At 72.6% G+C, this 22,456-nt stretch carries 18 protein-coding genes; 8 read left to right on the top strand and 10 right to left on the bottom strand.

The window, feature by feature from the left end; all coding sequences use genetic code 11:
* Nucleotides 1–75 precede the first annotated feature (75 nt).
* The gene (locus N865_RS06840) at nt 76–2,094 is read right to left on the bottom strand and encodes an NADPH-dependent 2,4-dienoyl-CoA reductase (protein WP_034803330.1); all 2,019 of its coding nucleotides are present in this window, start codon (nt 2,092–2,094) and stop codon (nt 76–78) included.
* Between the two features lie 66 nt (nt 2,095–2,160).
* Between N865_RS06840 and N865_RS06835 the strand changes: the two genes are divergently transcribed.
* Complete coding sequence (locus N865_RS06835; protein WP_034803390.1) at nt 2,161–3,624, top strand: flavin-containing monooxygenase; 1,464 nt, start codon at nt 2,161–2,163, stop codon at nt 3,622–3,624.
* 85 nt (nt 3,625–3,709) lie between these two features.
* Here the strand turns inward: N865_RS06835 and N865_RS06830 are convergent, their stop codons facing one another.
* Nucleotides 3,710–4,666, bottom strand: coding sequence for an SGNH/GDSL hydrolase family protein (locus tag N865_RS06830; protein WP_157557595.1), 957 nt, complete (start codon nt 4,664–4,666; stop codon nt 3,710–3,712).
* Nucleotides 4,667–4,928: 262 nt separating this feature from the next.
* On the opposite strand from N865_RS06830, the gene N865_RS06825 reads away from it, so the two are divergent.
* Together N865_RS06825 and N865_RS06820 are read left to right on the top strand one after the other, a co-directional pair.
* Complete coding sequence (locus N865_RS06825; protein ID WP_034803326.1) at nt 4,929–6,407, top strand: HNH endonuclease signature motif containing protein; 1,479 nt, start codon at nt 4,929–4,931, stop codon at nt 6,405–6,407.
* A 95-nt stretch (nt 6,408–6,502) separates the two neighbouring features.
* The gene (locus tag N865_RS06820) at nt 6,503–6,745 is read left to right on the top strand and encodes a hypothetical protein (RefSeq protein ID WP_157557594.1); all 243 of its coding nucleotides are present in this window, start codon (nt 6,503–6,505) and stop codon (nt 6,743–6,745) included.
* A gap of 23 nt (nt 6,746–6,768) precedes the next feature.
* On the opposite strand, the gene N865_RS06815 is transcribed toward N865_RS06820, so the two are convergent.
* Nucleotides 6,769–8,034 carry a DUF4921 family protein gene (locus N865_RS06815; RefSeq protein ID WP_034803324.1) on the bottom strand — a complete coding sequence of 422 codons (1,266 nt, stop codon included), beginning with the start codon at nt 8,032–8,034 and terminating at the stop codon, nt 6,769–6,771.
* An 82-nt stretch (nt 8,035–8,116) separates the two neighbouring features.
* On the opposite strand from N865_RS06815, the gene N865_RS06810 reads away from it, so the two are divergent.
* The gene (locus N865_RS06810) at nt 8,117–9,085 is read left to right on the top strand and encodes an NADPH:quinone oxidoreductase family protein (protein ID WP_034803323.1); all 969 of its coding nucleotides are present in this window, start codon (nt 8,117–8,119) and stop codon (nt 9,083–9,085) included.
* Between the two features lie 32 nt (nt 9,086–9,117).
* The gene (locus N865_RS06805; RefSeq protein ID WP_034803322.1) at nt 9,118–9,948 is read left to right on the top strand and encodes an SDR family NAD(P)-dependent oxidoreductase; all 831 of its coding nucleotides are present in this window, start codon (nt 9,118–9,120) and stop codon (nt 9,946–9,948) included.
* Nucleotides 9,949–9,985: 37 nt separating this feature from the next.
* On the opposite strand, the gene N865_RS06800 is transcribed toward N865_RS06805, so the two are convergent.
* Together N865_RS06800 and N865_RS06795 are read right to left on the bottom strand one after the other, a co-directional pair.
* Nucleotides 9,986–10,447 carry an acyl-CoA thioesterase gene (locus N865_RS06800; RefSeq protein ID WP_034803321.1) on the bottom strand — a complete coding sequence of 154 codons (462 nt, stop codon included), beginning with the start codon at nt 10,445–10,447 and terminating at the stop codon, nt 9,986–9,988.
* Between the two features lie 65 nt (nt 10,448–10,512).
* Nucleotides 10,513–10,767 carry a Smr/MutS family protein gene (locus N865_RS06795; RefSeq protein WP_034803320.1) on the bottom strand — a complete coding sequence of 85 codons (255 nt, stop codon included), beginning with the start codon at nt 10,765–10,767 and terminating at the stop codon, nt 10,513–10,515.
* Between the two features lie 319 nt (nt 10,768–11,086).
* Between N865_RS06795 and N865_RS06790 the strand changes: the two genes are divergently transcribed.
* From N865_RS06790 to N865_RS06780, 3 genes are all read left to right on the top strand, one after another.
* A complete protein-coding gene (locus N865_RS06790) occupies nt 11,087–14,533 on the top strand; it encodes a DEAD/DEAH box helicase (RefSeq protein ID WP_034803319.1) in 3,447 nt (1,148 codons plus the stop codon).
* A 68-nt stretch (nt 14,534–14,601) separates the two neighbouring features.
* Nucleotides 14,602–15,648 (top strand): potassium channel family protein, encoded by a 1,047-nt coding sequence (locus N865_RS06785; protein WP_051510291.1) that lies wholly within the window; start codon nt 14,602–14,604, stop codon nt 15,646–15,648.
* A 98-nt stretch (nt 15,649–15,746) separates the two neighbouring features.
* A complete protein-coding gene (locus tag N865_RS06780) occupies nt 15,747–16,367 on the top strand; it encodes a superoxide dismutase (RefSeq protein ID WP_034803317.1) in 621 nt (206 codons plus the stop codon).
* An 83-nt stretch (nt 16,368–16,450) separates the two neighbouring features.
* Here N865_RS06780 and N865_RS06775 read toward each other — a convergent pair whose 3' ends face one another.
* The 5 genes from N865_RS06775 to N865_RS06755 form a co-directional block, all read right to left on the bottom strand.
* The gene (locus tag N865_RS06775; protein WP_051510290.1) at nt 16,451–17,884 is read right to left on the bottom strand and encodes a pyridoxal phosphate-dependent decarboxylase family protein; all 1,434 of its coding nucleotides are present in this window, start codon (nt 17,882–17,884) and stop codon (nt 16,451–16,453) included.
* A complete protein-coding gene (locus tag N865_RS06770; RefSeq protein WP_051510289.1) occupies nt 17,881–19,242 on the bottom strand; it encodes an MFS transporter in 1,362 nt (453 codons plus the stop codon). The genes N865_RS06775 and N865_RS06770 overlap by 4 nt, the downstream gene beginning before the upstream one ends.
* Nucleotides 19,243–19,370: 128 nt before the next feature.
* The gene (gene galK / locus N865_RS06765) at nt 19,371–20,555 is read right to left on the bottom strand and encodes a galactokinase (RefSeq protein WP_034803316.1); all 1,185 of its coding nucleotides are present in this window, start codon (nt 20,553–20,555) and stop codon (nt 19,371–19,373) included.
* The gene (galT, locus tag N865_RS06760) at nt 20,552–21,667 is read right to left on the bottom strand and encodes a galactose-1-phosphate uridylyltransferase (RefSeq protein ID WP_034803315.1); all 1,116 of its coding nucleotides are present in this window, start codon (nt 21,665–21,667) and stop codon (nt 20,552–20,554) included. Before galT ends, galK begins: the two co-directional genes overlap by 4 nt.
* On the bottom strand, nt 21,664–22,455 hold the full coding sequence (locus N865_RS06755; protein ID WP_034803314.1) for a DeoR/GlpR family DNA-binding transcription regulator: 792 nt from the start codon (nt 22,453–22,455) through the stop codon (nt 21,664–21,666). Before N865_RS06755 ends, galT begins: the two co-directional genes overlap by 4 nt.
* Nucleotide 22,456 lies beyond the last annotated feature (1 nt).

Here is a 22,456-nt window from a genome sequence, read left to right as displayed (position 1 = left end):
GCGCTCGTCCACCAGCGCCACGACCTGCCCCACGCGCTGGGCCGCCTCCTCGACGACGGCCTCCGCGGCGCCGGTTCAGATGGTGGCGGCGAGCTCGGTGCCCTGGCGGATGGCCCGCTTGGCGTCGAGCTCGGCTGCGACGTCGGCGCCACCGATGACGTGGACGGTGACGCCGGCCGCGGCGAGCGCGGGCCCGAGGTCGTTGACGGACTCCTGGCCGGTGCAGAGGACGATCGTGTCGGCGGCGATGACCTCGGGGTCGGTGCGCTCCTCGCCGTGGGTGATGTGGAGGCCCTCGTCGTCGATGCGCTCGTAGTTGACGCCCGTGTGCAGGTGGACTCCCTTGGCCTTCAGGGCCGCCCGGTGAACCCAACCGGTGGTCTTGCCGAGGCCCTTGCCGATCGACGTGGCCTTGCGCTGGAGCAGGTGGACCTCGCGCGGGGAGGGCGCGGGGTGCGGCTCGACGAGGGCGCCGCGTCCGGAGTCGGGTGCGCCGACGCCCCACTCGGCCATCCACTGCGCGACCGTGAGTGGCGACTCGACGTGTGTGAGGAACTCGGAGACGTCGACGCCGATGCCGCCGGCGCCGAGGACGGCGACGCACCGGCCCGCCGGGACGCCCTCACGGACGAGCTGGGCGTAGGTGACGACCTTCGGGTGGTCGATGCCGGGGATGTCGGGGATGCGCGGCTCGACGCCGGTCGCGACGACGACCTCGTCGAACCCCGTCAGGTCGTCGACTGCCGCCCGGCGCCCGAGGTGGACCTTGACGCCGCCGAGCTCGAGCCGTCGGCGGTAGTAGCGGACCGTCTCGGCGAAGTCCTCCTTGCCCGGGATCCGCATCGCGATGGCGAACTGGCCGCCGAGGTCCGTCGAGGCCTCGAAGAGCTCGACGCGGTGCCCCCGGTCGGTCAGGGCCACCGCGGTCGCGAGGCCCGCCGGGCCGGCGCCGACGACGGCGACGGACTTCGAGCGTCGGGTCGGCGCGAGGACGAGGGTCGTCTCGTGGGCGGCGCGCGGGTTGACGAGGCAGCTCGCCGTCTTCTTGGCGAAGGTGTGGTCGAGGCAGGCCTGGTTGCAGGCGATGCACGTGTTGATCTCGTCGGACCGGTCCTCGGCGGCCTTGCGGACCCAGTCGGGGTCGGCGAGGAACGGGCGGGCCATCGAGACGAGGTCGGCCTTGCCGGCGGCGATGACGTCCTCGGCGAGCTCGGGCATCGTGATCCGGTTGGAGGCGACGACGGGGACGGACACCTCCGGACGCAGCATGGCCGTCACGTCGATGAACGCTCCGCGCGGCACGGAGGTGACGATCGTCGGGACGCGTGCCTCGTGCCAGCCGATGCCGGTGTTGATGATCGTGGCCCCGGCCGCCTCTACGTCCTTGGCGAGGGCGACGATCTCCTCCCACGTCTGGCCGTCCGGGACGAGGTCGAGCATCGAGAGCCGGTAGATGATGATGAAGTCGGGGCCCACCGCGTCGCGGATGGCGCGGACGACCTCGACGGGGAGCCGGCGACGGTTCTCGGCCGAACCGCCGTAGGCGTCGGTGCGCTTGTTGGTCCGCGGCGCGAGGAACTGGTTGAGCAGGTAGCCCTCCGACCCCATGACCTCGACGCCGTCGTAGCCGGCCTCCTTCGCGAGCCGGGCACAGCGGGCGTATGCCGCGACCTGGCGCCGGATGCCCGCCGCGGAGAGCGCACGGGGTGCGAACCTCGAGATCGGCGCCTTGATCGCGGACGCCGAGACCGCCAGTGGGTGGTAGGCGTAGCGGCCCGCGTGGAGGATCTGGAGGGCGATCCTGCCGCCCTCGCGGTGGACGGCGCTCGTGATCCGCTCGTGCCGCCTACCCTGGCGTCGCGTCATGAGGACCGACCCACCCGGGTAGAGCGAGCCCTCGATGTTCGGCGCGTAACCGCCCGTCACGATGAGCCCGACCCCGCCGCGCGCCCGCTCCGCGAAGTAGGCCGCAAGCCGGTCGACGTCGCGGGCCCGGTCCTCGAGGCCGGTGTGCATCGAGCCCATGATGACGCGGTTGCGCAGCGTCGTGAACCCCAGGTCGAGCGGCTGGAGCAGGTGCGGGTAGGCAGTCACCCCGCCGAGGGTAGCCGGTGCCTACTCCCGGGTAGCGAGCCCAGCGGCATACGTCACAATGCCGTGGTGAGCGATGAAGCGAGCGACCCGGTGACCGAGCACCTCGACGTCCTCGTCGTCGGCGCCGGGCTCTCCGGCGTGGGGGCCGGCTACCGGCTCCAGACGATGTGCCCGACGAAGACGTATGCGATCCTCGAGTCCCGCTCCGCGATCGGCGGCACGTGGGACCTCTTCCGCTATCCCGGCGTGCGCTCCGACTCCGACATGCAGACGCTCGGCTACCCCTTCGAGCCGTGGGTCGAGGCGGAGGCGATCGCGGACGGCGGCCAGATCCTCGACTACGTGCGGCGGACTGCTGCCAAGTACGGCATCGACAAGCGGATCCGCTTCCGCCACAGGGTGGTTGCCGCCGACTGGTCGAGTGAGGACGCACGCTGGACGGTGACGGTCGAGACCGGCGGCGGTGAGCAGCGCCTCACGTGCGGCTTTCTCTACCTGTGCAGCGGCTACTACGACTACGAGCAGGGGCACGCGCCCGTCTTCCCCGGACAGGACGACTTCGCCGGCCGGATCGTCCACCCTCAGTTCTGGCCGGAGGACCTCGACGTCTCCGGGAAGAAGGTCGTCGTCATCGGGTCGGGCGCGACCGCGGTCACGCTCGTGCCCTCGCTCGCCGAGCTCGGGGCCGACGTGACGATGCTCCAGCGCTCGCAGACGTGGATCACGTCGCTGCCGCGGCGCGACCGCGTCGCCGACGCCCTGCGCAAGGTCCTGCCGGGGCAGGCTGCGGGCGACGTCATCCGCTACAAGAACGTCCTCACGACGGGCGCGTTCTACCAGCTGAGCCGGCGCCGGCCGCGGGTCGCCCGGGCGCTGCTGACGAAGGGGGCCGTGCGGGGCCTCGGCTCGAGCGAGCTCGTCCGCGAGCACTTCACGCCGAGCTACGACCCGTGGGACCAGCGCCTCTGCCTCGTGCCCGACGGCGACCTCTTCGAGGCGGTCCGGGCCGGGACCGCGCACGTCGTGACCGACACGATCGACACCTTCACCGCCAGCGGCATCCGGCTCACGTCCGGACGCGAGCTCGATGCCGATGTCATCGTCAGCGCGACCGGCCTGCGGATGAAGATCGCCGGCGGCATCGACATCAGCGTCGACGGCGAGCGCCGTCCGACGCACGACCTCGTCGTCTACCGGGGGATGATGTTCGGCGGGGTGCCCAACCTCGCGATCTGCGTCGGTTACGTCAACGCGTCGTGGACCCTGCGTGCCGACCTCGCGAGCCGCTACGTCTGCCGCCTCCTCACCCATCTCGACGCCCACGGGTGGCGGTCCGCGATGCCCGTGCCGCCGGGTGGGATGGACCGACGCCCGCTCCTGCCGCTCAGCTCGGGATACGTCGCCCGCGCCGCCGACCAGCTGCCCGTGCAGGGCGACGGGGCCCCCTGGCTCATGCGCCAGAACTACCTCCTCGACCGCCGCGACATGCTGCGGGGCGACGTCACCGAGGGGATGGCCTTCGCGCGCTGACGCCGGCGTCCGTATGCCGCTGAGCCCGGTCGCCGACGCGGCTCTCCTCGCGCTGTGGTTCGGGAGGCCGGCGGGTCAGGGCGGTTCAGGGACTCGGCGCGCCGAGGAGCGCGGTCTCGAAGGCCCCGGCGATCTTCGTGTGCCCGCTGCGGGTGGGGTGACGGCAGTCCCCTCCGCCGACGAGGTCGCCGGCGCCGAGAAGGCCGAAGGTCTCGGCCGTCACCGCGCCGTAATGCTGCGACACCGAGCGGATGATGTCGTTCACGCCGTAGGGGAGTGTCCCGAAGCCGGGAACGGTCCCGCCCTCGAGCACCCAGTTGCCGAACGCCTCTGCCGCGGCCGGATCGGCCTGCCCGAGGACGCAGAAGGGCAGCGGGTTGTAAAGCGTCATGGTGGCGATCCGCGCGTCAGGGCCGGCCGCCTGCCGCAGGTCGGACACGATGTGCGAGAAGTTGGCGGTGAACTCGGTGAACGCTGACGTGAGCGCCGCTGAGCAGGCACCTGCATCGCCGCCCAGACAGCTGCCCAACGCCGGGACGAGGACGTCGGCACCGCCGGCGGTGATGGTGACGACCTCGACATCGTTGCGGGGGTTGGCGTCGTGGTTGCGCGACCCGAGCAGGGCCGTGGCGGTGGGCAGCTGCTCCTCGATGAGGATCGGGAGCGTCACGCCCGGCTTCTCCGGCTGCCCGTTCAAGGGCGGGACCGCCGACCTGCTGAGGTTGAGCAGCTGCAGCTGCCTGCACCCGTCGGCCGCGTGAGTGCTCGCAGCGGGCAGGCAGTCGAGCCGGGTCACGAGCGCCGCATCGAGCTGGGCGACGTAGCCGTTGGCGCGCCAGCCCGCGACCGTCTCCCAGTAGGCGGGCAGGGTCGGCGCGGACGCCTCGCCGTTGGCGATGGAGTCGCCGAGCGCGAGATAGACCGGGAGCCCGGGCACGAGCCCCTCGTCGGCGCTGCTCGCCCGAGACATCGACGAGCCGGCGCCCACCACCAACAACGCCATCATCGCGAGGATGCTCGTTACGCGCTTGCGGGTGTCCATGCTGTCCCCCTTGACCTGTGTCCTCCCTCCACGGTATAAGCCGGGCTCGACGCATGCGGCCGTTTGCTCAGACTCGTCCGCCTGCCGGCCCCTCAGCCGCGGGGCCCGGGGCCGGCTCTCGCCCCGTCGGGAGCGCTGATTGCATTGGGCTGCAAGAAGATTCATGCAAATTGACGTGCCGGAACCATTGACCTGCATGTCGAACGGATGTTCCAATTGACCATTGGGACCGCGGTTCTCGGCGAGTCAGGGGAGGGGTGCGATGCCGTTCATCGATGTCTCACTGTCCCCTCTCGAGCGGGCGACCGCCGCCTCCCTGACTGCCGCAGGTGTCCTGTCGGTCTCCGCCGCTGGTGAGGCTGTCGGCACTCGGGTCGACCGCTTCGTGTCACTAGCTCGGGCGGCAGACGCAGCCCTCGCGCAGATCGAGGCGCTGGAGGTCGAGAAGGCTCGGCTGGAGGGCCGGCTCGTCGACGCGTACGCAGCGCTGACCTCGATCCAGGAGCAGCAGCACGCCGGGGCGGCGCTGGTGGGCCACAACGGCGTCGTGCCGGTGTCCGTGAGTCAGATCGTGACCCAGGAGATCGCCCTCGCGACGGGAGTCGGTGTCGGTGAGGTGTCCCGGCGGCTCGCCCTGGCGACAGCGCCCAGACGGCACCGCGTGATGCGGGCGGCGCTGCGCCGCGGGGACGTGAGCCTGGCCCGGGCTCTACAGGTCGTGTCCGAGACGTCAGCGCTCCCCGACGAGGTCATGCCGGCCCTCGAGGAGGCGCTTCTCGCACCCGGACGCGACGGCCACGCGCCGTCGCAGCGGACGTTCACGACCAGGCTGCGGCGGTGCGTCCGGTCGGCCGACGCCCGCGGTCAGGAGGAGCTGCGGCTGTCGGCCGCGGGGTCCCGGACGGTGTACGGCCGCCTGACCGAGGACGGGCTCGGCGTCCTGACGGTGGTCGCGCCGGCGGAGCGGGTGGTGGCCATCCTCGACCGTGCCGACGAGGTCGCGCGGGCGGTGCGCGCCTCTGGGGACGAGCGCACGCTGGAGCAGCTGCGCTGCGACGTGGTGTGCGACCTTCTCCTTCACGGCTGGCTCACTGACGGCCTCCGTGCCGGCGACGCGACGGCATCCGGCGGCCCGGGGAGCTGGGGGCGGCCGCCGAAGGCCCGGGTGTGGATCGTGGTGCCGTTCGAGGTCGCTGCGGGCCTGTCCGACGCCGCCTGCGAGATTCCCGGGCACGGCTGGGTGACGGCGGCGCATGCGAGGGAGATCATGACCGCGCCGGACTCGGTGTGGCAGCGTCTCGCCGTCGACGTGGACACCGGGCGGGCGTTGGAGCTCTCTTCGGACCGCTACGTGCCGAGCCGTGCGATGGTCGACCACGTCCGCGCCGTCGACGGCGTGTGTCGCGGGCCCGGGTGCGAGGTCCCGGCGCATCGGTGCGACCTCGACCACGAGGTCCCGTGGCCCCGAGGCCGCACGGAGGTCGGCAACCTCCACGCCAAGCACCGCTTCTGCCACAACACCAAGACCGCCCGGCTGTGGCGGTCCGAGCCGACGCCTGACGACGCACTCACGTGGACGACGCTCGCGGGCCGCCGATACGTCACCTACCCGAAGGACTGGCGAGCCGCCCTGCGCGGCCCCGGCCCCGGGCACGACAACAACACAGGGACCGACCGGGCGGTCGTCACCGCGACGGTCCGGGGCGCGCCCGCCGCGGCGGACGACCCGCCGCCCTTCTGAGCACTGGTCACCTCGAGGGGCCCGAGGCGCCGATCGCCCGAGCGCCGAGACGGACTCAAATGGCGCGAATGCCGATGCTGCGTCAGGCTTCCCCTGTGATCCGACGAGGCCAGACGCTTGCCGCCCGATCCCTCACCGCCGATGAGTGGGCACTCCTGGGCGCGCTCGCCTTCGCGGGCGTCGTGCTCATCCCACCCCTCGGCGCCGTCCCGCTGGTCATCGCCGCCGTTCTCAGCCGCCGGAAGGGTCTTCGTGCCTGGGTGCCGGCGGCTCTGCTCGTCGCCGCCGCCTTCGTGGCGGGCTACTTCGTCCTGTCGGCGCCAGGCTTCACGGCCTGAGTCTCGATGGCACGCCCGGTCGCTCAGCCCACCGTGATGCGGTCGGACAGCGCGCCGGCGTCGCGCAGCTCGCGCAGGCGGGTGACGGTCCGCTCGCGCACGGTCCATGGGTCGATCGTGTTGACGTAGATCTTCGTCCCGCCCTCGAAGCCGGCGAGCGTCGAGATCCGCCACTTGATGACGGCCCGGAGCGGTATGGGCACGTCGACCGACGGCGGCTTGTGGTGCCACTCCTCGTTCGAGGGCACGTGGACCCCCGTCGCCGCGTGGCAGGCGTGCACGAGGTCGGCGAAGTCCCGGATCTGGTCGGTGCTCAGCTCCCACGGGCGCGGCCCACCGTCGAGAAGGTGCACGACCAGGGCGGGGTACCGGTGGCCGACCCCGGCGAACGCCACGGCGTGCTCGGCGCGCGCGATGACGAGACCCTGCTCGGCGGCATACTGCGCCCCCCAGCGCAGGAAGACGTCGGGCTCCTTACGGACGCGGCGGACCTCACGCTCCTTCTGCGAGCCGAGCTCGTCGATCGCGACAACCTGCTTGTGGAGGTGGTCGAAGGAGGCGCCGGCAGGGCCGAGCCAGTTCTGGAAGACGGAGACGTATCGCGCGCACGCGTTGTCGCGGTAGAGGTCGCGCATCGCCTCGATCGTGAACTCGACGTACTTCCAGTGCTCCTCGGGTGTCAGCGTCCCCGATCCGGCGAGCTGCGTGTCGTCGGTGGCGCCGTCGACGAAGTGCCGCCGCGCGATGACGACCTGGTGGTTGCCGGCGAAGAGTCCCACCGCCTCGCGCTCGAGGTCCGCCTCGGCGAGGGGCTCGGCGTCCGCGCCGGCGGCCCCGCGCGCCCGCATGCGGATCCGCGCGAGGGCGGCGACGTGCGCGTGCCCCGCAGGGGTCGAGAGGTATGCCGCTCGCCTGGCTTGGGACTCGGGCGTGGGCTCGAACCCGTGGGCGAGGTTCCAGTAGTCGTAGCTGAGGATCTCGAAGAGGTTGGGGATGAGCCGGAACTCGGCGACGGTGTCGTGGAGCTCCTCCGCGAGCAGGCCCCGCAGCTCCTTCCACGAGCCGTTCGGCCGGACGAGGCGGGCGATCTCCGGCGTCGTCTCGAGCATGCGGCCCGCGCAGAAGGCGCAGTGTCGGTCGTGGTCGGCCGGGTCGATGGGCAGGGGCGTGCGGGTCGGCACGCCGATCGGTCGGGCGGCCCGGCCGGGGAGGGTCCAGACCTTCGTCCCGGTGAGGGGGTTGACCTGCTTGATGGTGCCGTCCGGGAGCCGGACCAGGGGCTCGATCACCCTCTCACCCTAGAGCGCGCCCGCGTCGGCTCATCGGGCGCAGCCGAACCGGAGGCCAGGTTTCGTCGCTAGGGTCACCAGCATGAGAGCAGCACGAGTGACGAGCCTCGACGGGCCGTCCGCGGTCGAGGTCGCCGAGGTCGAGATCCCCACCCTCCAGCCGGGGCACGTGCTCGTCGACGTCCACGAGGCGGGCGTCAACTTCCCTGACGTCCTCATGACGAAGGGGCTCTACCAGATGCGCCCCGACCTGCCCTTCGTCCCGGGGTCGGAGTGCGCGGGTGTCGTCCGCGAGGCCGCCCCGGGCAGCGCGTTCGCGACGGGGGATCGCGTCGCCGCCTTCCCGGTGCTTGGCGGCTTCGCCGAGACGGTGTCGGTGCAGGAGGCCCTCGCCTTCCCGCTGCCCGACTCCGTCTCGTTCCGCGCCGGGGCCGCGCTGCCGATGAACTACCTGACCGTCCACTTCGCCCTCGTGCGTCGGGCCCAGCTCGAGCGCGGCGAGGTCGTGCTCGTCCACGGCGCGGCCGGCGGCATCGGGACCGCGGCGATCCAGCTGGCGCGCGCGATGGACGCCCGCGTCATCGCCGTCGTCTCCACCGAGGACAAGATCGAGACCGCCCGCGCCGCCGGGGCCCACCACATCGTCCTCGCCGACGACTTCCTCGCGGGCGCCAAGGAGCTGACGGAGGGCCGGGGCGTCGACGTGATCGTCGACCCTGTCGGCGGCGACCGGTTCACCGACAGCCTCCGCGCGCTCGCCCCCGAGGGGCGCCTCCTCGTCATCGGCTTCACCGCCGGCCAGATCCCCGAGGTCAAGGTCAACCGGCTCCTCCTCAACAACCTCAGCGTCGTCGGGGTCGGTTGGGGAGCGTTCTGGACCCGCGACCCGGGCTACCTCCGCACCCAGTGGGACGCGATCCTGCCCCTGCTCGCGCAGGGCGCGCTCGACCCGGTCCTCGGGCCCGGCTTCCCCCTCGCCGACGTCGCCGCCGCCCTCACCGAGATCGACGAGCGCCGGGCCCGCGGGAAGGTCACGCTGGCCATCCGCTGAGCTGAGCGGCATACGGACATAGGGTCGTCCGTATGCCGCTCACCCCGCATCGCGCCCCCACCTCCCACCGTCGCGTCCTCGTCACCGGCGCCGCGTCGGGTCTCGGGCTCGCGCTCGTGCGCGGGCTCGCCGCGCGCGGCGACCGGGTCCTCGCGACGGACGTGGCGCTCGAGCGCCCGGACGCGATCCCCGTCGGGGTCGACTACCTGCCCCTCGACGTGCGCAGCGACGATGCCTGGGCCCGGGCACTCGACCACGTCATGGCCTCGATGGGCGGACTCGACCTGCTCGTCAACAACGCGGGTGTCGCGGCCGGCGGCCGCATCGACGTGGCGACGATGGACGAGTGGCACTGGATCGTCGACATCAACCTCCTCGGCGTCGTCCGCGGCTGCCGCACCTTCGTGCCACTCCTCAAGCAGCAGGGCAGCGGCCACATCGTCAACACCGCTTCCCTCGCCGGTCTCGTCCACGCACCGGGCATGGCCGCCTACAACACGGTCAAGGCCGGCGTCGTCGCGCTGAGCGAGACGCTGTCGCACGAGCTCGCGCCGCACGGGGTGACGGTGTCCGTCGTCTGTCCGTCGTTCTTCCAGACGAACCTCGGGGCGTCGTTCCGGGGCGCCGACACCGAGATGGAGGACGCCGGCCGGGCGATGGTGAGCGGATCGAGCCGAACCGCTGAGGGCGTCGCCGCGATCGTCCTCAAGGGCATCGACTCGGGCAAGGACGTGATCCTCACCGACCGCGAGGGGCACATCGCGTGGCGGGCCAAGCGGTTCGTGCGCCCCCTCTACACGGCGGTGATGCAGGGGGCCGGACGTCGACTCCACCAGGGCAAGGCCGTCCGGCTGCCGCGCTGAGACGCCTGCGGGGCGCCGGGTCTCGGGTCGCGGGCCCTCAGCGCGCGGCCTCCATCAGGGCGCGGAGCCCGTCCGGGATGGGGGTGGGCCGGCGGGAGGCCGCGTCGATCTCGACATGGACCCAGTGGCCGAGCGCCTTGACCGCAGGGTCGGGGTCGGACGCCCGGTCGGGGTCGAGAAAGAGGCCGAGCTGGTAGGTCACGCTGCTCGTCCCGATCCGCACCACCCGCAGACCCACGACGAGCGGGGAGGGAAAAGCCACCTCGCCGTAGAAGACGCAGCCCGACTCGGCGACGACGCCCTGGGTGGCGTCGGTCATCGGGTCGATCGTCAGGTGCTCGGCCTGCCAGGCGTTGATCGCCGAGTCGAAGAGCTCGTAGTAGACCGCGTTGTTGAGATGGCCGTACATGTCGTTGTCGGACCACCGCGTCGTCACCGGCCGCCGGACGGGGAAGTCGGCGAGGGTCAGCGTGCGGGGGTCGCGGTCGTCGTCGGCCATGGCGTCATCTTGGCCGACGGGTTGTCCGCCTGTCAGCCGACCCCGACCTGTAGCGGGCTGGGTGCCTACTTCCACCTGAAGTGGACGAAGACGCGGCCGAAGTTGTCGGAGTCCTTCTCGACCCGGTGGTAGAGCGCTTTGATGTCCTTGCGGTCCAGGAAGCGCAACACCCGCTTCTTGAGCTGACCAGAGCCCTTTCCGGGGATGATCTCCACCAGGGGCGCCTTCTTCTCGATCGCCTCGTCGATGACGGCCCGGAGCGCTCGCTCGATCTCGTCGCCCCTGTTGTAGATGTCGTGCAGGTCGATTTTGAGCTTCACGACATGATCCTCCAGCGCCGCCCCGGATGACGCCAGGTGCCCAGCGCCAATGCTGATGATCGGTTCACAGAGAGTGCCGGCCGCCCATCGGGACGTGCGGCCACCTCGGGCCCCTGGGCAAGTGATGCCGGGATCGACGACGACCAACCGTCGGCCCCACGCACCACGACGGTGTTGCTTCAAACCCACTCGCTCTGCCGGACCCAGACGCCATCGGCCACCTGACTGACCGTCGGTCCACTCGGTCAGCCCGACCGGCCCCAGGGCGACGCTGTGGAGGACGCATCCCGATGTCCGCCGCCGCGCCTAGAGTCGAGACATGGCGTGGAGCGTGGGGCAGGCGACGTGGGTCGGTGACCTCACCGACCCCGAGATCGCGCAACAGGTCGGCTCCCGGACGTTCGAACGCGGTCAGGCGTATGCCGCCGAGGGCCGCGTCCGGTCCCTGGCCGCCCGGCCGGAGGGCCTCATGCTCCTCGGCACCGTGAGCGGCAGCCGCGACGAGACCTACCAGACGATCGTCGAGGCCCGGCCACACCCGAAGGGGCGCTCGCCGCTGTGGTCCGGGCGCTGCAGCTGCCCCGTCGGCGCCGACTGCAAGCACGTCGTGGCCCTGCTCCTGCTGGCCCGTGATGTCGCCCGGGGCATCGACCCCGACGGCGTCGCAGAGGGCGGCGCGGAGGGACTCAGCGACCCTGATGCTGGCGCGAAGCGGGTGCACTGGTCCGAGGTCCTCGGGCACGTCCGACCGCGCTCGCAGGCGGAGGGCGAGGGCGAAGCCAGAAGGCCCGAGGCCCGCGGTGACCTCGTGCCGGCAGGGCTCTTCGTCGACCTCGTCTACCGCGGCGGCGGGGCGTGGTCGGAGGCGCCCGAGCTGGGCTACGGCCTCCGACCGACCCGCTGGACGCGCACGGGGACGTGGCACAAGAACCTCTCCTGGCACGAGGCCCTCCCGCAGTGGCGCAGTGGGCTGCGCTACCTGCCCGAGCACGAGCGGATCATGAGCCGGCTCCACGACGCGGCCCGGCACGGGTCCGGCCGGACGACCTTCTTCACGGGCACGGCGCCGATCGCGCTCGACGCGAGCGCCGAGGTCTGGCCGCTCCTCGGCGAGGCGCGCCGGGCCGGCATCGAGATCCTGCCCGGCAGTGGGGTCGAGGGCCCGATCCGCATCGCCGAGGAGCCGGCGCGCCTCGTCCTCGGGGTGCACCGCGCCGACGACGAGTCCGGCGACCTCGTGCTGAGGGTCGAGGTCGTCGGGCTGCCCGACGAGCTGTCTGATGGCCTCCCAGGGTCGCGGCTGCTCATCGGCGACCCGGTTCACGGGATTGCCGTCGAGGGCGACGACGGGTCGCTCACCTTCGTCGCGCTCGACCAGGACCTCGGTCTCGACCGCGACGGGCTGCTCCAGGCCGAGGCCGGGCTGCGCGTGCCCGCCGAGGAGCGGGCGCGCTTCCTTCGCACCGCCGTGCCCGGCCTCCGCGACCGGGTCCGCGTCCGCTCCGAGGTCCCCCTGCCCGTCCCCGACGCGGAGCCGGCCAGTTGGGAGGCGCCCCGGGTCACCGTCCTCGTCCGCGTCACCGCCGACGTTCCGGGCGAGGTCCACCTCGACCTCGGCCACGCCTACGACGGTCGGGCCCGGGCGTTCTCGACCGCCCGGTTCGGCGGGACGGGCGGGGCCCGCGACCACGAGGCCGAGCGCGCGGCGGTCGAGGCCGCCGCATCGGTGCGGGCCATCCCCGGGGCGACGCGCCTCGACGTCCTCGGCCATCCCTACCTCCTCCCGCGGGTCGTCCTGCGTGGCCTCGACGCCGCCCGCTTCGGCACCGACGTGCTCCCGGCCCTCGAGGCCGACGAGCACGTCACCGTCGAGCTCGACGGCGACCTCCCGGTCTACGAGGAGGTCACCAGCGCGCCCGTCATCCGTCTCGGCGCCCTCGACCAGGGACGCGATGCCGCGCCGGCCGCGCCGGGCGAGCCGGGCGACTGGTTCGACCTGCACGTCTCCGTCGAGGTCGACGGTGAGGAGGTCCCCTTCGAGCCGCTCTTCGGGGCGCTCGCGCGCGGCGAGGAGATCATGCTCCTCGACTCGGGCGCCTGGTTCCGACTCGACCGCCCCGAGCTCCAGCGCCTCCGCGCCCTCATCGAGGAGGCGCGCGACATCGCCGACCCCGAGACCGGCGGCCTGCGCCTCAGCGCGCACCACGCCGACTTCTGGGAGGAGCTCGTCGCGCTCGGCGTCGTCGACGAGCAGAGCGCCCGCTGGGCCGCGAGCGTCGAGGCGCTGCGCGGGGTCGACGACGGGCCGCCGATCGAGGTCCCGGAGGACCTCCGGGCGACCCTGCGGCCCTACCAGCTCGACGGCTACCGCTGGCTCTCACGCCTCTGGGACGCCCGCCTCGGCGGGATCCTCGCCGACGACATGGGCCTTGGCAAGACCCTCCAGACGATCGCCGCCCTCGCCCGGGCCCACGATCGCGGCGAGCTCGGCGGCGTGGCCGACGACGCGTCACCCGCCCGCGGGCCGGTCCTCGTCGTCGCACCGACGAGCGTCATCGGCACGTGGCTCGGCGAGTTCGAGACGTTCGCGCCGCACCTCCCGGTGGTCGCCGTCGCCGAGACCGAGCGCAGGCGCGGGCGGCCGCTCGCCGACGCCGTCGCGGGCGCCGAGGTCGTCGTCACGTCGTATGCCGTCCTCCGCCTCGACGCCGAGTCCTTCCAAGGCGTCCGGTGGGGTGGCGTCGTCCTCGACGAGGCGCAGTTCGTCAAGAACCGTCAGGCCAAGACGCACGTAGCGGTGCGCAAGCTCGGGGCGCCGTTCACCATCGCGGTCACGGGCACCCCGCTCGAGAACTCCCTCATGGACCTCTGGTCGCTCCTGTCCCTCACCGCCCCCGGGCTCTACCCGCGACCCGACGTCTTCACCAAGAGCTACCGCAAGCCGATCGAGTCGGGGGAGCGGCCCGAGCTGCTCGACCTGCTGCGGCGGCGGATCCGCCCGCTCATGCTCCGCCGCACGAAGGAGCAGGTGGCGATCGACCTGCCCCCCAAGCAGATCCAGGTCATGCCCATCGCCCCACACCCGGTCCACGCCCACATCTACGACCAGCACCTGCAGCGCGAGCGTCAGCGGGTCCTCGGCCTGCTCGACGACCCCGAGGCCAACCGGGTCGCCATCCTCGCGGCGTTGACCCGGCTGCGTCAGCTCTCCCTCGACCCGGCCCTCGTCGACGACGCGCACGCCGGCAAGGCGACCGCGGCCAAGGTCGAGTTCCTCGTCGAGCAGCTTCGCGAGCTGGCCGCCGAAGGGCATCGCGCCCTCGTCTTCAGCCAGTTCACCGGTTTCCTGCGCATCGTCGAGCGGGCCCTCACCGAGGCCGGCCTGCGCACGTGCTACCTCGACGGGACCACGACCGACCGGCAGTCCGTCATCCGGGGCTTCCGCGACGGTCAGGCCGCGGCCTTCCTCATCAGCCTCAAGGCCGGCGGGTTCGGCCTGACCCTGACCGAGGCCGACTACGTCTTCGTCCTCGACCCGTGGTGGAACCCCGCCGCCGAGGCCCAGGCGATCGACCGGGCGCACCGCATCGGCCAGAGCCGACCGGTCACCGTCTACCGGCTCGTGTCGGCCGGGACGATCGAGGAGAAGGTCGTCGCCCTGCAGGAGCGCAAGCGCGACCTGTTCCAGCGGGTCGTCGACGAGGGCGGCGCCCTCTCGGGCGCCATCACGAGCGACGACGTCCGCGACCTGCTCGGGCTGGGCTGAGCGGCATACCGAATCCGCCCGGCCCGAGGAAGCCACTGGCAGGATGAGGACATGCGGCGTGGTGGGTCATGCTGACGAGCAAGAGCAACCGGCGCCGCTCGCTGCTCGGCGGGGTCGACAGCGCTCGCAGCGCGGTCAACCGGATCGGTTTCGCCGTGCTTGCCCTCGGTGCGGTCATGGTCGTCGGGGCCATCGGCTACGTGGTCCTCGGCTTCACGCCGCTCGAGGCGATGTACCAGACCGTCACCACCGTCGCCACGGTCGGCTTCCGCGAGGTCCGCCCGCTGACGACGGCCGGCCAGGTCTTCACCATGGTCCTGATCCTCCTCGGCGTCGGCGTGGTGCTCTACAACCTGGGAGTCATTGTCGAAGCGCTGACCGAGGGTCACCTCCGTGCGCATCTCGAGAGGCGTCACATGGACCGTTCGATAGCGGCACTGCGGGGTCACATCATCATCTGCGGCTACGGCCGCGTCGGGCGGGCGGCCGCCGCGCAGCTCATCGCGACCGGCAACGACGTCGTCGTCATCGACAGCGACGAGAGCCGCCTCGTCGGGCTGACGACACCGCACCTGCAGGGCAACGCGCTCGACGACGCGACGCTGCGGGCCGCGGGGATCGCGCAGGCTCGGGCGCTCATCGTCGCCCTCGACACCGACACCGACACCGTCTACGTCACGCTCTCCGCCCGCGCCCTCCGGCCGGACCTCGTCATCATCTCGAGGGCGCGCACCGTCGACGCCAAGGAGAAGATGGTGCTCGCGGGTGCGACCCGCGCCGTCAACCCGCAGCTCATCGGCGGCCGGCGGATGGCGTCGTTCGCCCTCCACCGGGACGTCGCGGAGTTCCTCGACGTGGTGATGCACGACGAGGACATCGACTACCGCATCGACCAGATCCGGATCCCCGAGGGTTCGTCGGTATCCGGACGGGCCATCGGCGAGCTGGACCTGTTCCAGCGCTCGGGGGCCCAGGTGCTGGGGCTGCGCCTGCCCGACCGGGGCCGCTTCGTCGCCAACCCGCCACCCGACACGGTGCTCTCCGCGGGCATGACGGTCATCGCCCTCGGTGACAGTGCCCAGATCTCGACGTTGTCCGGGTTCCTCGGATCCTGACGACCCGGCTGCGGCCCCGCCCAGACACCCCTGCCGGACCTCTTCCGCACCGGCATAGAGTGGTCGGAGCCGAATGGTCTCCACGAAAGGAACGACAAGTGGCTTACACGCTTCCGGAACTTCCCTACGACTACGCAGCCCTCGAGCCGCACATCAGCGCGCGGATCATGGAGCTGCACCACAGCAAGCACCACCAGGCCTACGTCGACGGCGCCAACGCGGCCGTCGCCAAGCTCGAGGAGCTGCGGGCCTCCGGTGACTACGCCACGATCAACGGCGTCGAGAAGAACCTCGCGTTCCACCTGGGTGGCCACACGAACCACTCGGTCTTCTGGCAGAACATGAGCCCCGACGGTGGCGGCCGTCCCGAGGGCGAGGTCGCCGCGGCGATCGACGAGTACTTCGGCGGCTTCGACGCGTTCCAGGCGCACTTCAACGCCAACGCCAACGCGATCCAGGGCTCCGGCTGGTCGATCCTCGCCTGGGACACCATCGCCGAGCGGCCGCACATCATGCAGCTGTTCGACCAGCAGGGCAACATCCCCGTGGGTCAGATCCCGCTGCTCCAGCTCGACATGTGGGAGCACGCCTTCTACCTGCAGTACGAGAACGTCAAGGCCGACTACGTCAAGGCCTGGTGGAACGTCGTCAACTGGCCCGACGTCGCTGCTCGCCTCGAGCGCGCCAAGGCGACGAAGGGTCTCATCCTCCCCGCCTGAGGCGATCCGGACCGACCTTCCGAGACAGGCGCAGGGCGGCCATCCCTACCGGGTGGCCGCTCTGCGCCTTTCCTCTTCCCGGGTCAGGCGCTCGGGCGCGCGAGCCGGTCGATGACGCCGAGCAGGATCGCCTCGCGCAGCTCGGGTGAGAGGGCGTCGAGGAGGGCGTTGAGCGGGGCCATCCGCTCCGGCAGTGCGAGCCCACCCGCTCCGTCGCCGAGGCCCGCGAGCGCGAGGAGACCGTCGAAGGCGGCATCGTCGAGCGTCGCAGGGTCGAGCGAGCCTGCGGCGGCGACGAGCTCGGCCGGGACGGGGACCGGACCGGAGGCGCGGGCGGCCGCGGTCGAGTCGGCGAGGTCGCGCCCGATCCGGTCCGATGCCGTCGCCGTCGCGGCGCTGAACGTGAGGTGGAGCGTCGCCGGGAGGTCGCCGAAACGCATCTGCGGCTGGATGTACCACCCCCGGGCGAGCATCTCGTCGGAGATCGTGAAGACGTCGCACGAGCCGTCCGTCGTCAGGGACAACAGGGTGGAGTCCGGCTCGGCCGCGAGGGAAAGCCCCGGTATGCCGCTCACCGCGGTCGCGAGGTCGAGGGTCGCCTCGCGCGCGGTGCGGGCGAGCCCGGCATAGCCCTCGGCGCCGATGTGGTGGACGACGGCCCACGCCGCTGCGAGGGGCCCTCCGGACTTCGTCGACTGGGCCGTCGTGTTGAGCATCGTGTAGCCCGGCCACCGGGCCGAGGCGAACAGGTGGGTCCGGCGCAGCGCGGCCGAGGCGTGGAGCAGGACGGAGACGCCCTTGGGGGTGTACGCGTACTTGTGCAGGTCGAGCGAGAGGCTCGTGACGCCGGGGACGGCGAACGTCCACGGCAGCTGGTCGGGCTCCGTCGCGCGCAGGTGGGGCAGCACCCACCCGCCGATGCACGCGTCGACGTGGCAGCGGACCCCGGCCGCGGACGCCGCCGCCGCGATCGGCTCGACGGGGTCGATGACGCCATGGGCGTAGGAGGGCGCGGAGGCGACGACGAGGAGGGTTCGGTCGTCGATCGCCGCGGCCATCGCCTCGGGCACGGCCCGCTTCGTCACGGGGTCGACGTCGACGAACACCGGCTCGACCCCGAGCCAGTGCGCCGCCTTGTGGAACGCCGCGTGCGCCGTCGTCGGGAGGACCATGCGCGGCGCCGCGACGTCGGGCCGCCCGTCCCGCGCGGCGAGGACAGCGAGGAGGATCGACTCGGTGCCGCCGGACGTGACGACGCCGGCGAACCCGTCCGGTGCGTCGACGAGCCGGCCCGCGATGCCCACGAGGTCGTTCTCCATGGCGAGGAGCGAGGGGAAGGCCGTCGGGTCGAGACCGTTCGTCGACGAGAACGCCGCGAGGACCTCGCGCCCGATCGCGTCGGCGCTCGCGAGCCCGGAGTCGTAGACGTAGGCGAGGGTGTGCCCCCCGTGCGTCGGCAGGTCCCGTCCGCGCAGGGCCTCGAGGTGGGTGCGGATCTCGTCAGGGGTGAGGCTCATCGTCGACCTCTCTCAGCGGGGTTCGAGGGGGTGGCTTCGCCTGGCGACAGGCGGTAGCGGCGGAGTGCGAGGAGCGACACCGCAACGAGGACCGCCGGGACGAGCGAGAACCCGAGCGCGATCGCGGTCACGGCCGACTCCGGTTGGAAGAGGTTCGACCCCGTCGAGGAGACGTAGCCCCCGAGGGCGAGCACGGCGGCATACACCGCCGGGCCGAGGGCGAGACCGAGCGTTTCCCCGGCGGTCCAGACGCCCGTGTAGAGGCCGACGCGCGACTGCGCGTCGCCGGTGCGGCTCGCGACGTCGGGGAGCATCGCCATCGGGAACATCTGTGCCCCGGCGTAGCCGACGCCGACGACCGCGACGCACCCGTAGACGAGCCCCGCCGGCATCGAGCGCGACAGCACGAGCAGGAGCGCCCCGCCGCCGAGGAGGAACGACGCGAGCAGGTAGCCGCGCTTCTTGTCTCGGGAGGTGCCGTAGCGCTGCCAGAGGGGCGTCACGACGAGCGCGGGGGCGACGAAGCAGACGAAGAGCAGGCTGGCGGCGTTGGGGGAGCGCAGCACCCACCGCGCGACGTAGTCGACCCCGGCCAGCATCGCGCCCGTCGCGAGGGCCTGGAGGACGAAGGTCGTGAGCAGCAGCCGGAACGGTCGGTCGGACCGCACGAGCCGCAGCTGGTCGGCGAAGGACGTGCTCGTCACGGCGCTTGCGACGACGCGCGCCCGCTTGGTGCCGTGCCAGGCGCCCCACGCCCCGAGGGCGATGAGGGCCGCGACGAAGAACCCGACCGCGCGGTAGCCCCACTCCTGACCGAAGGCATCACGGATGACGGGCGACAGGCCCCCGCTGACGAGGATCGCGAACGCGAGGATCGCGACCCGCCAGGTCATGAGCCGGGTGCGCTCGTCGTAGTCGTCGGTGATCTCGGCGGGCATCGCGACGTAGGGCACCTGGAAGAAGCTGTAGGCCGTCGCGCAGGCGAGGTAGGCCACGGCCACCCACGCAGCCCCCGCCCACTCCGGCGAGGTCGGTCCGAGGAAGAGGAGCGCGAAGCAGGCCGCGAGCGCGAGCCCGGCCCGGATGAGGAAGGGGCGGCGCTTGCCGTCGGGGTGCTCGGACCGGTCGCTGATGCGGCCGGCGACGGGGTTGAGGACGACGTCCCAGGCCTTCGGGGCGAAGACGATGACACCGGCGAGCCCGGCGGGGATGCCGATGCGATCGGTGAGGTAGGGCAGCAGGAGCAGGCCCGGCACGGTCCCGAAGGCGCCCGTCGCGACCGAGCCGAGACCGTAGCCCCGGCGGACGGCCGGGTCGAGCCCAGGGGAGGGTGGGGCGGAGGGCCTCGTCGCACTCATGGACGCACCCTAGGTCAGCCCGGCCGGCCGCCGGGTCGGAACCCCGTGGACGACCCGGTCGGCCACCGGGGGACGGAGCCGGCCACCCGAAGGAGGAGGAAGGGGGAACGGGTGGCCGACTCCGCGCCTCAGGCGTCGCGGGCGGCCGGGCCGCCCGCGACGACGGCGAACGAGGCGGGTGGCGTGTACCCGTGCGCCTCGAAGGCCGTGGCGATCGCGCCCGCCACCACGTCGACGGCGTCGGCCGGGACGATGGCGATGCACGAGCCCCCGAAGCCGCCGCCGGTCATGCGGGCCCCGAGGGCGCCGTGGGCGCGGGCGGTGGCCGTCGCGACGTCGAGCTCGGGACAGGAGACCTCGTAGTCGTCGCGGAGCGAGGCGTGCGAGGCGTCGAAGAGCCGGCCAACCGCGGCGAGGTCGTCGCGGCCGAGCGCCGCGACGGTCTGCTCGACGCGGTCGATCTCGGTGACGACGTGCCGCACGCGGGCACGCACGACGTCGTCGGGCAGCCGCGCGCTCGCCGCATCGAGCTCGTCGACGGAGATCTCACGGAGGGTGTCGACGCCGAGCACGCGGGCGGCCTCCTCGCAGGCGGCGCGCCGGGCGGCGTACTGGCCGTCGACGAGCGCGTGGGGGGCGCGGGTGTCGGTGACGAGGAGGGTGAGGCCGCGGGAGGCGAGATCGAAGGGCACCTGGGAGGTCTCGCCGGACCGGCAGTCGAGAAGCAGTGCGGAGCGTTCGGCGCAGAGGAGCGAGGCCGACTGGTCGAGCCCGCCGGTCGGGGCACCCGCGATGACGTTCTCGGCCTCGACGCAGAGCCGGGCGAGCCGCGCGCGGCCCTCGGTGCTCTCGAGGAGCCCGAGCGCGGCGAGGTCGCTCACGGCCGCGGCGACCGAGCACTCGAGCGCCGCGGAGCTCGACAGGCCGGCCCCGACCGGGACGCTCGAGCCGACGACGACGTCGAGCCCGGGAACGGCATGGCCGTCGCGCTCGAGCGCCCACAGGACGCCGGCGACGTAGGCGGCCCAGCCGCCGGGATGGTCGGGCCCGATCTCGGCGAGGTCGATCTCGACCGTCTCGTGCGGGCGCTCGAGGGACCGGACGCGAAGGGTGCGGTCGCCGCGCGTGCTGACGGCGGCATACGTCCGCTGGGGGAGGGCGATGGGCAGGCAGAGCCCGCCGTTGTAGTCGGTGTGCTCGCCGATGAGGTTGACGCGGCCGGGTGCCGACCACACGCCCGTGGGGCTGTGGCCGACCATCTGCCGGAAGCCCTCGGTCACGGCCGCCGTGCGGTCGTCGGGGCGCTGGGTCACTCGGCCACCTCCCGGAGGCGGGCCGCGGTCCGCTCGGGCGGCACGTCGTTGATCCAGCCGCCGACGCCCGACTCGGACCCGGCGAGGTACTTGAGCTTGCCGGGTCCGCGCAGGACCGACATGAGCTGCAGGTGCAGGCGTGACGCGTCGCGGCCGCGCTTCGAGGGGGCTTGCTGCCAGGCGGAGATGTAGGGCATGGCGACGGGCGACCCGTCGGCGGCGACGTGGTAGCGGTCGAGCCGTCGCAGCAGGTCGCGGTAGACGACGGCGAGCTCGTCGCGCTCGTCGTCGTCGAGGGCGTCGAGGTCGGGGACGTCGCGGTGCGGCGCGAGGTGGACCTCGAGCGGCCACCGCGCGGCGAACGGGACGTATGCCGTCCAGTGCGTCCCGGAGACGACGACCCGTGAGCCGTCGGCCCGCTCGGCCTCGAGCAGGTCCGCGCCGAGGAGCCGCCCGGTCGCGGCGAGGTGGGCCTCGGCCCGGTCGAGGAGCTGCTGGCTCCGCTGCGGGATGTACGGGTAGGCGTAGATCTGGCCGTGCGGGTGGTGGAGGGACACGCCGATCTCGGGGCCGCGGTTCTCGAAGCAGAAGACGTGCTCGACCTCGGGCCGGGCGCCGAGGACCCGGGTCCGGTCGGCCCACGTGTCGATGACGGTCCGCACGCGGGGGAGCGGGAGGTTCTTGAACGCCGAGTCGTGGTCGCTCGTGAAGCAGACGACCTCGCACCGGCCCTCTGCCGGACGGGTGCCGAAGAGCCCGCGCGGGTCAGGCGCCTCGACGCCGCTCGACTCCGACGAGTAGGAGGGGAACCGGTTCTCGAAGACGACGACCTGGTAGTCGTCCTCGGGGATCTCGGAGGGCGCCGACCCCACGCCGTGCGCACAGAGGGGGCACTCGTCCTTGGGCGGGAGCAGGACGCGGTTCTGGCGGTGGCCGGCGATGACGACCCAGTCGCCGACGAGGGCGTCCCAACGCAGCTCGCCGGACGTGACGCGCTCCTCCGCGGGGCGCTCGTCGACGGCGAGGCGCTCGTGCGTGCCCGGCTCGTCGACGTAGATGATCTCGCGCCCGTCGGCCAGGCGCCTCGACGTCACACGGTTGGGCCCGCTCATCCGCGTCCCCCTTCGGGCGAGACGACCTCGAGGGTGCCCACGAGGTCGCGGAGTGCGGCCCGTCCGCGTTCGGAGAGCCCGTCGTCGGTGACGAAGAGGTCGACCTCCTCGAGGTCGCCGAAGGTGCTGAGGCCGATCGTGCCCCACTTGCTCGAGTCGGCGAGGACGCAGACCCGCCGGGCCGCCGCGATGAGGGCCCGGTTGGTCTCGGCCTCGACGAGGTTGGGGGTCGTCAGGCCGGCGTACGCGTCGACGCCGTGGGCGCCGAGGAAGAGCAGGTCGACGTGCAGGTTGCGGAGCGAGCCGAGCGCGACCGGGCCGACGAGGGCGTCGGACTTGGTGCGGATCCCGCCCGTCAGCACGACGGTCTGACCGGGCGCGCCGGACTCGTGGAGCAGCTGGGCGACTGGGACGGAGTTGGTGACGACGGTGATCGAGGGGATGTCGGCGACGTAGCGGGCGAGCTCGTACGTCGTCGTCCCGGCCGAGATGCCGATGGCGCTGCCGGGCTCGACGCGGTCGGCGGCGGCGCGGGCGATCGCCTGCTTCTGGGCCCGCTGAAGCTCCGACTTCGCCGAGAAGCCCGGCTCGTCGCTCGTCCGCGCGCCGTTGATGGCAAGGGCCCCGCCGTGGACCCGCTCGACCAGTCCCTCGCCCGAGAGGCGCTCGATGTCGCGGCGGATCGTCATGTCGGACACGCCGAGCCGTTCGACGAGGTCGGACACCTTGACGGCGCCGGACTCCTCGACGAGCTCGAGGATGACCGACCGGCGCTGGCTCGCGAGCACC

It is taken from the genome of Intrasporangium oryzae NRRL B-24470, assembly GCF_000576595.1.
Lineage (GTDB): Bacteria > Actinomycetota > Actinomycetes > Actinomycetales > Dermatophilaceae > Intrasporangium_C > Intrasporangium_C oryzae.
The sequence above is the reverse complement of the archived record's forward strand: the minus strand, read 5'-3'. Positions and strand labels throughout refer to the sequence as shown.